This is a genomic window from Devosia sp. MC521, assembly GCF_014127105.1.
In the GTDB taxonomy this organism is placed as follows: domain Bacteria; phylum Pseudomonadota; class Alphaproteobacteria; order Rhizobiales; family Devosiaceae; genus Devosia.
The window spans coordinates 832,120-845,229 of the sequence record NZ_CP059902.1 but is presented as its reverse complement, the minus strand read 5'-3'; the positions used below and the strand labels follow the sequence as shown (position 1 = coordinate 845,229).

At 57.8% G+C, this 13,110-nt stretch carries 7 protein-coding genes; 3 read left to right on the top strand and 4 right to left on the bottom strand.

The window, feature by feature from the left end; all coding sequences use genetic code 11:
• The first annotated feature begins 1,162 nt into the window (after window positions 1-1,162).
• Both H4N61_RS04015 and H4N61_RS04010 read left to right on the top strand, forming a co-directional pair.
• Window positions 1,163-2,548 (top strand): FGGY family carbohydrate kinase, encoded by a 1,386-nt coding sequence (locus H4N61_RS04015; protein WP_169194695.1) that lies wholly within the window; start codon window positions 1,163-1,165, stop codon window positions 2,546-2,548.
• Between the two features lie 30 nt (window positions 2,549-2,578).
• On the top strand, window positions 2,579-3,868 hold the full coding sequence (locus tag H4N61_RS04010) for an NAD(P)/FAD-dependent oxidoreductase (protein WP_169194694.1): 1,290 nt from the start codon (window positions 2,579-2,581) through the stop codon (window positions 3,866-3,868).
• A 32-nt stretch (window positions 3,869-3,900) separates the two neighbouring features.
• Here H4N61_RS04010 and H4N61_RS04005 read toward each other — a convergent pair whose 3' ends face one another.
• From H4N61_RS04005 to H4N61_RS03990, 4 genes are all read right to left on the bottom strand, one after another.
• Complete coding sequence (locus H4N61_RS04005; RefSeq protein ID WP_182395062.1) at window positions 3,901-4,815, bottom strand: DMT family transporter; 915 nt, start codon at window positions 4,813-4,815, stop codon at window positions 3,901-3,903.
• Window positions 4,816-4,990: 175 nt separating this feature from the next.
• On the bottom strand, window positions 4,991-7,510 hold the full coding sequence (locus tag H4N61_RS04000) for a glycoside hydrolase family 2 protein (RefSeq protein WP_169194692.1): 2,520 nt from the start codon (window positions 7,508-7,510) through the stop codon (window positions 4,991-4,993).
• A gap of 177 nt (window positions 7,511-7,687) precedes the next feature.
• Window positions 7,688-7,969 (bottom strand): type II toxin-antitoxin system RelB/DinJ family antitoxin, encoded by a 282-nt coding sequence (locus H4N61_RS03995; protein WP_182395061.1) that lies wholly within the window; start codon window positions 7,967-7,969, stop codon window positions 7,688-7,690.
• Window positions 7,970-8,255: 286 nt separating this feature from the next.
• Window positions 8,256-10,088: an ABC transporter ATP-binding protein gene (locus H4N61_RS03990; RefSeq protein ID WP_182395060.1), complete on the bottom strand. Its 1,833-nt coding sequence runs from the start codon at window positions 10,086-10,088 to the stop codon at window positions 8,256-8,258.
• Window positions 10,089-10,373: 285 nt separating this feature from the next.
• On the opposite strand from H4N61_RS03990, the gene pepN reads away from it, so the two are divergent.
• The gene (gene pepN, locus H4N61_RS03985; protein ID WP_182395059.1) at window positions 10,374-13,010 is read left to right on the top strand and encodes an aminopeptidase N; all 2,637 of its coding nucleotides are present in this window, start codon (window positions 10,374-10,376) and stop codon (window positions 13,008-13,010) included.
• Window positions 13,011-13,110: the final 100 nt, after the last annotated feature.

The window sequence follows — 13,110 nt, the reverse complement described above, 5'->3', positions numbered from 1 at the left end:
TCCGACTGGATTGCCGGGACAGGGCCGGCAATGACGGGGTGGAGAGTTCGGAGCGTCAGTAACGGAGGCCACCGCGTTCGCGGGGGTGGCGGGGTGGAGAGTGCCGAATTGAAGTGTAGCGCCATCAGGTCAGGCCCGAGGGGGACGACGAGGGCTGGTTTGAAGGCGAGGTCAGGTTACCACCAATGCCCAGTGCTCCTGACATCGCTAATCAGAACGGCGACTGAATAGGCGATGGCGATGATCATCCCAAGACTGATGAGGATATCCACATCGTTGGCGGCACCACTCCGAAACCGCTCGTATAGAGACGGCCCTTTATTCGGATATGTTCCCGGCCGAGCGAAGGAAAAGACGGCTAACACGAACACAGTGCCGATTAGTTGATAAAGCCCGTACGATGATCGACCATGTCCAAGTCGCGACAATTCACTACCTTCCACAATAGAAATAGAGTTGCACTAATAAATCGGAACCAAGATTCCTCGACAGCTCGATAGCAAATTTCATTACCAATACTGAACACTATAACCTAAAACTAATGACGGCTCTTTTGTAGACTTTATTAAAACTGACTGCATTAAGCAGAAATCAGAACCACAATAGACGAGACGATTTCCACTCCATAGCTTGCCAATAATGCAATGAATCGCCCAGTTTAGTTTTCCATGTCTTATATGCTTGACCCACCACCCAAGCGATTCAGAAATCTCATGATCACTTGGGCACTAACCGCCGCAGTCATTCGAGTGGCGTTCGGCTTTGTGGAATTCAAAGGGATCATAATTTTCCCGTCGCACGGCGATGCGTCGATCCTGCTTGCAACATTTGTCTTCGCGTTTATTCGGTACGTTAAAACACCAGCTGGCGATGACGAGGACTAGGCCGTATTGAGGCTGGTCGCACCAAAACTGCACGTGAGCATGGGCTGTTTCAGAAATACCTCTGCAGGGGCGGGGTAGGTTTCGCAGGCCTGCGTCCGTGTGAGAATTGGAAAGTGAAGAGCCCTCCGGTCAGGCCCGAGGGTGAGGACTGGTGGTGGTTGCCGCATGGGGCGATCCCTCGGCACGAATAGAACAGCCCAAAACCCCTACCATTCCAGCGTAGCCCCCGCCCAAAAAATCATTTAGTTTCGAGTGGTTCGTTGTGCTGGGGAGGGCCGATGACCGCTTCGTCTAATCGCAATATTGCTGTCATCGATATTGGAAAAACCAATGCGAAACTGGTTTTGCTGGGGGGCGATGGACACCATATCGACACGCGCTCAACACCCAATCGGTCCATCGAATTGGACGTAGGCGGGACCGCTATTCTGGCTCATGACACAGAGCGGCTCTGGGCGTTTATTCTCGACGGGTTGCGGGCGTTTGAGGCGGAGTATGGGGTGGGGGCGATTTCCATCACCACGCATGGCGCAACGGCGGCGCTGGTGGCGGGGGATGAATTGGCCCTGCCGGTGCTCGACTATGAAAGCCCCCTGCCCGAGACTTGCGCCGAAGCCTATGGACTGGCGCGGGGGACGTTTGAAGAAACACTGTCGCCGCGCTTGCCCAATGGGCTCAATCTAGGCGCGCAGATTTTCTGGCAGGCGCAGAGTTTCCCGGACGATTTTGCGCGGGTGACGACGATCCTGACCTATCCGCAATATTGGGCGTGGCGGCTGACCGGAAAGCGCGCCAGCGAAGCGACCTCATTGGGATGCCATACCGATCTGTGGAACCCCAATACGGGGGATTTTTCGCAGATGGTGGCGCAGCAAGGGTGGCGCGCGCTGTTTCCGCCCGTCAAACCGGCTGCGGCGGTCTTGGGGCATATTACGGCGCGGGTGGCGGTTGAGACCGGGCTGCCCGCAGACACGCCGGTTTGCTCGGGCATTCACGATTCAAACGCGTCGCTGGTGCCCTATCTCACCCGGTTTCAGAATCCGGTTACTGTCATATCCAGCGGCACCTGGACCATTTGCATGACCCTTGGGGGCAGCACTGCAGCGCTCGACAAGGAACGCGACAGTCTGGCCAATGTCGACGCGCTGGGGCGTCCTGTGCCGACGGCGCGGTTTATGGGTGGGCGCGAGTTCGATCTCTTGGTGCCGAACTATGCCGAGCCGAGCGCGGCGGACATTGCTTTCGTGATCGAGCAGCAGGTGCAGGCCTATCCGAGTTTTGTCGCCGGTGTGGGCCCCTATGGGCAGAGGCGAGGCGAATGGTCTGTGGACAAGTCGGTGCTGACAGAGGGGCAGCGCACGGCTGCTGCGACACTGTACCTCGCGCATTTGACCCGCGCGGCCTTGGGACTTTGCGGGGTCGGCGAGGCGATTATTGTGGAGGGGCCGCTGGCGCGGAACGCCTTGTATTGCCGGGCTTTGGCGGCGCTGACCGAAAGGCCGGTCCACGCCTCGCAGGACAGTACAGGAACCAGTTTCGGGGCCGCGGTATTATGTTGTGAAGATCTCCCTCAAGCCCCCCTGCCTGCGGCATTTCCGCCGCTTGTCGTACAAGGGTTCAAAAATTACAGCGAAGGTTGGGAGAAAAAGACCAAGAATCTCTAGCGTCTAAGACGCACTATACAAGGACTAGCCATGACGAGCCGTAAACACCGCGTCGTAATTGTGGGCGCCGGGTTCGGCGGAATGGCTGCGGCGAAGGCCTTGAAGTCCGCTGACGCTGAAGTGGTGGTGATCGACCGTCGCAACCACCACTTGTTTCAGCCCCTGCTCTATCAAGTCGCGACCGCCGCGCTGAGCCCTTCGGAAATCGCCTGGCCGATCCGCCACATTTTGCGCAGCCAAGAGAATGCGCATGTGTTGATGGCAACCGTGACCGGCGTCGATACCGGGGCGCGCGAAGTTGTGCTCGAGGACGGTACGCGCGAAGCCTATGACAGCCTGATTTTGGCGACGGGTGCGCAGCACGCCTATTTCGGCCATGACGAGTGGGAAAAATACGCGCCGGGCCTGAAGACGCTCGAAGACGCGACCGCTATTCGCCGCAAGCTGCTGCTGGCTTTTGAAGCCGCAGAGCGCGAGAACGACCCGGAAAAGCGCAAGGCGCTGCTGACCTTTGCCGTGATCGGCGCGGGTCCGACGGGTGTGGAACTGGCAGGCGCGATTATCGAGCTGGGCCGGATTTCGCTCAAGAACCAGTTCACACACATCAAGCCCGAAGAGCTGCGCGTGGTGTTGATCGAAGCCGCGGGCAAGGTGTTGGGCAACTTCCGTCCGGCATTGTCGGATTACACGCTGAGCGCGCTCAATAAGCTGGGCGTGGAAGTGGAACTTGGCTCTGCTGTGGTTCATATCGACGATGAAGGCGTGCGCTATGGCGTAAAGTACCTGCCGACACGCACTGTTATCTGGGCCGCGGGTGTGTCGGCGTCGCCGGCTGCCAAGTGGCTGGGCATTGAAGGCGACCGCGCAGGCCGCGTGCAGGTTGGCGATGATCTGCGCGTGCCGGGCATGGACAATGTTTTTGTCATCGGCGACGTGGCGAGCACGACGTTCAACGGCAAGCCTGTGCCGGGCGTGGCCCCTGCTGCCAAGCAGATGGGCGCCTATGTGGCAGGCGTTATCAACCGTCGCCTCGTGGGCGATAGGCGGCATGTGCCGTTCAATTATAAGCACGCGGGCGATCTGGCGACGATCGGCAAGCGCTCGGCAGTGACCGACTTCGGCAAGGTGGTCTTCACCGGCTGGGTGGCGTGGTGGCTATGGTGCATTGCGCACGTCTATTTCCTCGTCGAAATCAAGACGCGCATCTTCGTGACCATCAGCTGGCTGTGGACCCATTTCACCGGGCAGCGCTCAAACCGGCTTATTGTTCACGGCGCGGCAGAAACCAAAAAGCCGCTCGAAGAAGTCACCGAGAAATAAAATTAGGGCCAGCTTTCGCTGGCCCTTTTGTTTTAATCGACGAGGGGAACGGCAGCGGCTTGTCGCGCCACTTTGCGCTCGCGCAGCCAGATATAAATACCCGAGCCGATGATGATCGAGGCGCCCAGGATAAACCAAGCATCCGGCGGCTCGTTGAAAATCAACCAGCTGGCAATCGAGAGATAGACGAGGCTGACATAGGTGAAGGGCGCAAGGATGGATGCGCCCGCGTATCGGAGCGCTGTGGAGTTTAAGATGTGCCCGAAGAGCCCGGCGGCACCCATAACAAAGAACGCAGCCCAAGAGATCGAGCTTTGTGGCCAGACCCAGCCCGTGAGGGCCACGGGAGCCAAAAGCGTGATCGGCACAATGCTGGCGTAAAATTGTTGCGTCAGCGCGGCATCTACCCCCGCAAGTTTGCGGGTGAAAATGGTGAAGAGTGCGAGGAAGACCGCGCAGCCAAGGCTGATGAATGCCGCGGGGTGGAAGGCCTCAGAGCCGGGGCGGACGATGATCAGCGTGCCGATAAAGCCAATGCCGATGGCCATCCAGCGACGCCAGCCCACCTTTTCGCCCAGCATGGGACCGGACAGAGCGCAGACCATGAGAGGCGCCGTGAAGGCAATGGCGCTGGTGACGGTGAGGGCCAGATAGCTCATCGCCCAGAAGTTGAGCGAGGTGGTGCTAAACAGGCAAAAGCCGCGCACAAGCTCAAGCTTGATATTGCCCGAGCGGAACAGGTTTTTGCCCTGCACCGGGAGGAAGAGCAGCATGAGCAAAATGAAGTGCATGCCATAGCGCACGAAGACGATTTCGGTGGTCGGCATGCCCGAGAGCGCCAGCCATTTGGCCGAAATATCGAGCACCAGCAGCACGACTTGGGACAGCATCAGGAAGCCAATGGCGGTGTTGACGCGGTTCTCGACCGGCAAAACAGGAAAAGCCATTAGCGAAACTCAAACGACGGCCCGCCCGGTGTGGGCGTGGACGAAAATTCTATGAACAAGGGTGGTACTCCGCGGCGGGAGTCTTATGCGCCGCATCGGTAGGGTTGAAGAAAGCCGCACCCAAGTCAATAGGTGCGGCTCACAATCTTGTATGGAAGTTTGGAGCTTTCCCGGTTTAGAAGGTTTCAGCGAGGTGCTGAACCGTCAAACCCTCTGACAGCGTTGCAACGCTAACCTCCGCGCCGCGGCGTGATGTGAAGGTGAGCGACACAGGACGACCCGGCAGAAGTGTGACCGCATTGTCGGAGAAATAGCCCGGAACATTGGTCGTCGCCGTGACAAAGAATGCGGGGGCGTCCGCCTCAAGGGTAAGGACCGGCTGACCATTCGCCTCGCTCCACTTGGACGAGACATTCGCTTGCGGCAGTTCAAAAGCCTTGTAGGGTTTGAGGAAGAAGTCGTTCTCGCCCAGAATAGTTCCGTTGGCGTCTTTCCAGATGAAGTAGAGGAATTCGTCCTCAGCAAGGGTGCTCGTGGCAATTTCGGTTACAGCAATGGCCGCATCGGGACCGACAGCGGCATTGCCCGACCACAGCTGCCGTTGCCCGCCGGAAACGCGAACCGCGAGGACTTCGAGCGCGATCGTTGCGGCGTGGCCTGTGTCATTGATTGCCTTGAGGACGATTTCACTCGGCAGCTGGCCTTCAACGGGAATGCCACGCGTATTGGTGCGCAATTCGGTGTGCTGAGGCACGGCGACAACATTGATAGGCAAGAAGAAGCGGCGCGCCATATAGTGCATCAGCTTCCACTGACCGCCGTAATCGAGCGAAGACCAAGACGCGACCGGCCAGAGATCGTTGATCTGCCAATAGAGTGTGCCCATGCAGCGCGGCTTGGTGGAACGCCAATATTCAATGGCCGTCTTGATCGCGAGACCCTGCTGGATTTGCGACAGGAACACCATCTGGGTGAAATCGCGCGGGAAGCGGAAGTAGCGCGTCATGGTTTCGAGAATGCGCGCATTGCCGCCCGCATTGCGCTGGTGGTTTTCCATGACGGGCGACGATGGATTGCGATCCTTTTCCTCAGAGAAGGTCTCGATGACATTCATTGAGGTGAAGCTCTGGAAGCCGAATTCGGAGGCAAAGCGCGGATTGACCGTGCGGTAGGCTTCAAAGCTTTTGGCGGAGTGCCAGACGTCCCAATAGTGGAGGTCACCGCGCGTGTCGGAATGCCAGCCATCGGAGAAGTCCATATAGCCCAGCGAAGGCGAGGACGGCCAGAACCGACGGATTGGGTCTTCGTCTTCGACGATGCGATGGAGAAGCGAATTTACGCGGTCATAATTGGCTATGTAGCGCTCTTTGTCCTTCTTGGTTTCGGGATACCAATCGAGCGAGCCAATGACCTCGTTATCGCCGCACCAGAGGGCGATGCAAGCGTGGTGCGACAGACGGCGGACCTGCTGGGTGACTTCCGTTTCGATGGACGCCAGGAACTCACGGTTGGACGGATAGCTCATGCAGGCGAACATGAAGTCGTGCCAGATGAGAATGCCGAGCTCATCGCATTTGTCGTAGAACCAATCGGGCTCGAACTGCCCACCGCCCCAAATGCGCAGCATGTTCATATTGGCCGCTTTGGCGCTGGCGAGGAGATCGCCAACAACTTCTGGCGTGATGCGCGAAGGGATCGCATCAGCTGGGATCCAATTGGCGCCCATCATGGTGATGTCGCGACCATTGATCCGGCACTTGAAGGTGTGGTCGATCTCGTCCTTCTCGATCACCCATTGGAGGTCGCGTAGGCCAATCTTGCGGGTGGTGACTTCGCCTTCAAGGTCGGTGACGAGGTCATAAAGATGCTGTTCGCCCTGCCCTGCTGGCCACCACAGTTTTGGATCGTGGATCGTGACATTGTGGGTGAGGACGTTCTCGCCCTTTTGGACCGCAACACGATCAAGGATCTGATGTCCACCGATGGTGTGGGCGACTTCAACCTCGCCATGAGCGAAAGCGTGAACGATGGTTTTGATCGAAAGCTCAACGGTGGTTTTGCCGTGCACCTGATCGACCTGCACGCTTTCCTGACGAGCGAGGCGCGATTTGCGCAGGCTCATGGTGCCATAGACGCCAACCGGCATGGTGCAGATGCCCCAATCCCAACCCGCGTGGCATGCGGGCTTGCGAATGAAGTTCATCGGAATGCCCTTCAGCCCATTGGTCTGGTAGTTTTTGGTGAAGGGAATGGGGAATGGGTGCGCTGCGGCGCGGGCGTTGGCAATGTCTTCGGCAACGGCGAACTCAAGGCGCAGAGTGTTGTCGCCAAGGCGTACTTTGCCGGTCACGTCGATGTCGTAGCGGATGAAGGTGTTGTCCGTGCGGGCAATCTCTTCGCCGTTGAGGAAGATCGTGGCGATACAATCGACCTCTGAAAGCGTCAGGGTCAGATAGCCATCAATATCGGCCTCTTTCGCGGAGAAGACGCGATCCATGGTCCAAGCGGTTTCACCGACCCAAAGCACCTGCTTTTCGTTCTCGCCCCAATAGGGATCGGGGATCAAATCGGCATTCAAGAGCGCGGTATGCACGTCGCCCGGCAGAGCGATGGTGGTCGCAATGTCGCGCGAGATAGCGCGCAACGAAAAGTCACCGCCCAAAGACAGGGCGGCGTTATACGCCGGAACGGCCATGACAAGTCCTCCTCAACTGGCAAAAGGGCCAGTGCAATCGATTTCGATCGCCTTATTTGTAGCGGAGGGAATGGTGGCGTCTAGGGGGATGGGGAATATTTGTATGGAAGATGCCGAATGGTTGGCGCTGTGATTGGGTGACGGTGCTGCGTGTGCTCCACGCAATGCAGCAATGGCCTAAGACTTGAGGTGAGAGCGCAGCGTAGACATCGCCTTTTCATGCGACTGCGTTGGGGCGTCGCTTTCAAGCGCTTGTTGGACTTTCGCCCGAAACCACTCATCGTAAGCGACGGGATCCGCAATCAAACCCGGTGGCAGTGTGCCTTCGTGCGCAACACGGGTGAGCAGTATGCGAACTGCATCGGATACGGTGAGACCAACATTGGCCAAAGCCTCAGATGCCTTAGCTTTGAGATCGTCATCGATACGAACGTGGAGCATGCTGGTTTTTGCGGCCATTCACAGAGTGTGTATCTCAAACGAGATACAGTCAAGAGTTGGCGTAGGCGGTGAGTGCAACCTCCTCGGGTCAAGCCCGAGGATGACGGCTGGTGGGTGTTGGGAAACCAACGCAAGGGAGAATGGGAGGCAAGAATTCCCCCACCCCGGCCCTCCCCGCAAGGGGGAGGGAGAAGAAAGGTCGGTGACGACACCGGGCAAAAAGGCGCGTGGGCTTTGCGCTGGCAAGGCCCGCTCACCCGACCTGCGATCGACCTCTCCCCGTGGGGGAGAGGTGTAGAGAGATTTAGACGTCTGGGTCCAAAAATCCGCCGGATTGGCGGGACCAGAGTTGGGAGTAAATGCCGCCGGAGGAGAGGAGCTGGCTGTGAGGGCCCTGCTCGACGATCTGGCCTTTATCGAGCACGATCAAACGATCCATCATGGCGATGGTCGAGAGACGATGAGCGATGGCGATGACGGTTTTGCCGTCCATCAGCGAGACCAACTGTTCCTGAATTGCTGCTTCCACTTCGCTGTCGAGAGCGGAGGTGGCTTCATCGAGAACGAGGATCGGCGCATTCTTGAGGAGCACGCGGGCTATGGCGATGCGCTGACGTTGCCCACCAGAGAGCTTTACCCCACGCTCGCCCACATGAGCGTCAAAACCCGTGCGCCCCTTCGCGTCGGTCAGGCCGGGAATGAAGCCGATGGCCTCCGCCTTTTCGGCTGCGGCGCGCATCATCTCTTCGGACGCATCGGGGCGACCATAGAGAATGTTATCGCGTACGGAGCGATGCAGCAGCGAAGTGTCTTGGGTCACAACGCCGATATTGGCGCGTAGGCTATCCTGCGTGATTTCAGCAATATCCTGCCCGTCGATAAGGATGCGGCCCGATTGACGGTCATAGAAGCGCAAGAGCAGGTTGACGATGGTCGATTTGCCCGCGCCGGAGCGGCCGACGAGGCCGATTTTTTCACCCGGCTGAATATGCAGATCGAGACCTTCGATAACGCCCTTATCCTTGCCGTAGTGGAAGGAAACGTTTTCAAATTTGATGTCGCCGGTGACGCGGCCAATAGGCTTTGCGCTCGGCTTGTCAGCAACCACACGTGGTAGCGAAATGGAGGAAATGCCATCGCGCACCACGCCGATGTTTTCGAACAGTGCTGACATTTCCCACATGATCCACTGGCTCATGCCCTGGAAACGCAGAACCAACGCAGCGGCAACGGCAATGGCACCGGGGGTCATATTGCCGTTGAGCCACTGGCCAATGCCGACGGCAAAGACCGAGAACAACAACACGCAGTTCATCACCGTAATGGTGGTGGTGAGCAGAGTGACGAGGCGCATCTGAGAATGGACGGTATCGAGAAAACCATCCATGCTTTCGCGGGCATAGCTCTCTTCGCGCTTGGAGTGCGAGAAGAGTTTTACGGTAGCGATGTTGGTGTAGCTATCGACGATACGACCGGTCATGACCGAGCGCGCGTCTGCCTGTAGCTCGGACACCTTACCGAGGCGCGGAATGAAGTGGCGCAACAGCAGAATGTAGAGCACCAGCCAAACGATGAAGGGCACCGCGAGCCAAGGGTCGCTCATAAACGCCAAGACGATTGCGCCGGTGAAGTAGACGGCCACATAAACAGTGACGTCGAGGACCTTCATCACCACTTCGCGCACGGCCAGCGAGGTCTGCATCAGCTTTGCGCCGATGCGACCCGCGAACTCGTCCTGGAAATAGCTCATCGACTGGCGAATGAGATAGCGGTGCGCCATCCAGCGGATACGCTGAGGGAAGTTGCCGAGCAGGGTCTGGTGGATCACCAGCGTATCGGCGAACTGCAAAACAGGAATGACGATGAGCAGAAGCACGGCCATGCCGGCCAGCTTCCAGCCCTCGTTTGCAAGGAAGGTTGCGCGGTCGGCAGTGCCGAGCCAATCAACGATGGAGCCCATGAAGCCGAAGAGGGAAATCTCAAGGATCGCCACCCCGGCTCCCATCACTGTCATGGCAGCAAGCCACTTTTTGGCACCGTGACTGTAATGCAGGCAAAAGCCCAACAGGGTTTTTGGCGGTTCGACGGGATCGTTGTGCGGATAGGCGTCGATGCGGCTTTCAAACCAACGGAACATCTTCACTCTCGTATAATGGCTGGCGCATGTCGCGCCGTAGAGTTTTCAAAACTTCTGGAGCGCATGGAGCCGAATTCTTGGCTGCGGATTACAGCAAGAACAGACGTGTGTCTTCCAGATTAGCACGTCAGGATAAGATGTGATGCTTTACCCTATTCCCGACTTATTTGACGCCGACGACTGGGCGACACGCTAGAGTGCCGCTTAAGATACACTCTAAGGCGGAGTCGGCAGCGCAGATTGCGCGCCCTACGTCACCCGAAACTTCAAGTCTTTGGACATTGCATGCGCACCGATAGTGATCACACGATTTATCTCAAGGACTATGCAGCGACCCCGTACCGGATCGTGTCAGTAGACCTCGATTTCTATATCACCGAGGAGAATACGCGCGTCCGCTCGCAGCTCACCATTGAACCGCGCGACGGCACCGAACCGGGCACTTCGCTGGTGTTGGATGGCGACGAGCTGGTGCTGAAATCCATCGCTATCGATGGCGCGCCTTTGGCGCTTTCAGCCTATCTGGCGGAACCGAATAAGCTGACGGTCGTCGAGCCGCCAAACCGCCGCTTCGTGCTGGAAGTTGAGACGAGCCTCAAGCCCGCTGAGAACACAAAGCTAATGGGTCTGTATCGCTCCAGCGGCACTTGGTGCACCCAATGCGAGCCCGAAGGCTTCCGCCGCATCACCTATTACTACGACCGCCCCGATATTCTCGCGCCGTTCAAGGTACGGATCACGGCGCCGCTCTCGGTCGCGCCGGTCTTGCTGTCGAACGGCAACCTCATCGATAAGGGGATTGCGGGCGACAATATGCATTTTGCCGTCTGGCAGGACCCGTTCCCGAAGCCGGCGTATTTGTTCGCGCTTGTCGCGGGTGATCTTGGTTCGATCCACGACAGCTTTACCACCATGAGCGGTCGCAAGGTCGAGCTCGGCATTTACTGCGCGCACGGCAAGGAAAGCGAATGCGACTACGCGATGGACAGCCTCAAGCGCTCCATGGTTTGGGATGAGAAGCGCTTTGGTCGCGAGTATGACCTCGACATTTTCAATATCGTTGCCGTTTCCGATTTCAACTTCGGCGCGATGGAGAACAAGGGTCTCAATATCTTCAACGATCGCCTCGTTTTCGCGAAGCCGGAAACCGCGACAGATGGCAATTACCACGGCATTGAACGGGTGATTGCGCATGAATACTTCCACAATTGGACCGGCAATCGCATCACCTGCCGCGACTGGTTCCAGCTGTGTCTGAAGGAAGGTTTTACCGTCTATCGCGATCAGGAATTCACCAGCGACGAGCGGAGCCGACCGGTGCAGCGCATCCATGATGTGCAGAATTTACGCGCCTCGCAATTCCCGGAAGATGCTGGTCCTTTGGCGCATCCGCCGCTTCCGGATAGCTTCCGCGAGATCAACAACTTCTACACCACCACCGTCTACGAAAAGGGCGCGGAAGTGGTGCGGATGCTAGCGACGCTGCTCGGTGAAGAGGGTTTCCGCAAGGCCTCGGACCTTTACTTCGACCGGCATGATGGGGAAGCCACGACCATCGAAGCTTTCCTCAAGGTGTTTGAGGATGCCTCGGGGCGCGACCTTAGCCAATTTGCCATCTGGTATCATGAAGCAGGGACGCCGAAGGTTTCTGTCTCCGATAGCTATGATGCCGCGAGCCAGACTTATACGCTGACGCTGAGCCAGACTATCGAGCCAACGCCCGGTCAGCCGACCAAACAGGACCGCGTTATTCCGGTGCGTTTCGGGCTTTTGGGTCCGAATGGCAGCGAGATGACTTGGACCGCGGTTTCTGGCGGGGTGGTTGAGGACGATCTCATCGTTCTCGACAAGGGTGAGATGACACTGACGTTTACGGGCGTTGCCAATAAGCCAGTGCCGTCGCTGTTCCGTGGCTTCTCGGCGCCAGTGAAGGTTGAGAGCAATCTCAGCCAGAACGATTTGTTGTTCTTGGCGCAGCACGACCGTGACCCATTTAACCGCTGGGATGCGGTGCAAACGGCCACCACGAAACTGATGGTCGACGCGGTCGCGGGCAAGGCTTGGACAGAAAGCGCCATCAGCAAGCTTGGTGCAGCGCTGGTTGATACGCTGGAAAACGGCAATCTTGACGATGCGTTTAAGGCGCAAGCGCTGGAAATTCCGGGCACGGGTGGCATTCTCCGCGCCATCGGTAAGGGGGTGAACCCCGAAGTTGTCCGTGACGTGCGCAACTCGCTGCTCCGCGAACTCATCGCGCCAATCGCTGATACGCTCGAAAAGCACTATCACGCGCTGGCGTCTGATGCCCCCTATTCGCCCGATGCAAAACCTGCTGGTCGACGGTCGCTGCGCAATCAGCTGCTGGTGTTGCTGGTGGGTGGTTCGGATCGCGGCGCAGCTTTGGCCAAGGCGCAATATGATAGCGCCGCCAATATGACCGATCGCTATGCGGCGTTGAGCTATGCTTCGGCCTATAACACTGCCGATGCACAGGCGATCCTTGGGGATTTCCGGACCCGCTTTACGGCAGACCCGCTGGTTCTCGACAAGTGGTTGATGGCCACGGCGATGTCGAGCGACGATGGTGTGGTGGAACGGATCAAGGCCATTATGACCGATCCAGAGTTCCCAAAAACCAATCCGAACCGTGTGCGGTCTCTGGTCGCCAGCTTTGCAATGAGCAATCTAGTGCAGTTTACGCGCCTCGACGGCAGCGGATTCCGCGTTGTGACGGACACCGTTGCGGAAATGGACAAGATCAACCCGCAGGTGGCCAGCCGCATTCTCACCGGGTTCCGGATTTTGCCAAACTTGGAAGCCCGCCGACAGGCCCTTGGTCGTTCTGCGTTGGAAAGCCTGCGCGCTCAGCCGAACCTCAGCCGAAACGTTAGCGAGATCCTCGACCGTATTCTCGCAGGCTAATATATTTACAAAACACCGAATTTGGCGGCGCACCCACGGGTGCGCCGCTTCATTATTCCTGAATTAGTACAACACTGGCAGCGTGCGTTCGCGAGACGTT

What these genes read in the sequence shown, in the direction of transcription:
- H4N61_RS04015 (WP_169194695.1), top strand. Translation starts at nt 1,163, where the DNA reads ATGACCGCTTCGTCTAATCGCAATATTGCTGTCATCGATATTGGAAAA.
- H4N61_RS04010 (WP_169194694.1), top strand. Translation starts at nt 2,579, where the DNA reads ATGACGAGCCGTAAACACCGCGTCGTAATTGTGGGCGCCGGGTTCGGC.
- H4N61_RS04005 (WP_182395062.1), bottom strand. Translation starts at nt 4,815, where the DNA reads ATGGCTTTTCCTGTTTTGCCGGTCGAGAACCGCGTCAACACCGCCATT.
- H4N61_RS04000 (WP_169194692.1), bottom strand. Translation starts at nt 7,510, where the DNA reads ATGGCCGTTCCGGCGTATAACGCCGCCCTGTCTTTGGGCGGTGACTTT.
- H4N61_RS03995 (WP_182395061.1), bottom strand. Translation starts at nt 7,969, where the DNA reads ATGGCCGCAAAAACCAGCATGCTCCACGTTCGTATCGATGACGATCTC.
- H4N61_RS03990 (WP_182395060.1), bottom strand. Translation starts at nt 10,088, where the DNA reads ATGTTCCGTTGGTTTGAAAGCCGCATCGACGCCTATCCGCACAACGAT.
- pepN (WP_182395059.1), top strand. Translation starts at nt 10,374, where the DNA reads ATGCGCACCGATAGTGATCACACGATTTATCTCAAGGACTATGCAGCG.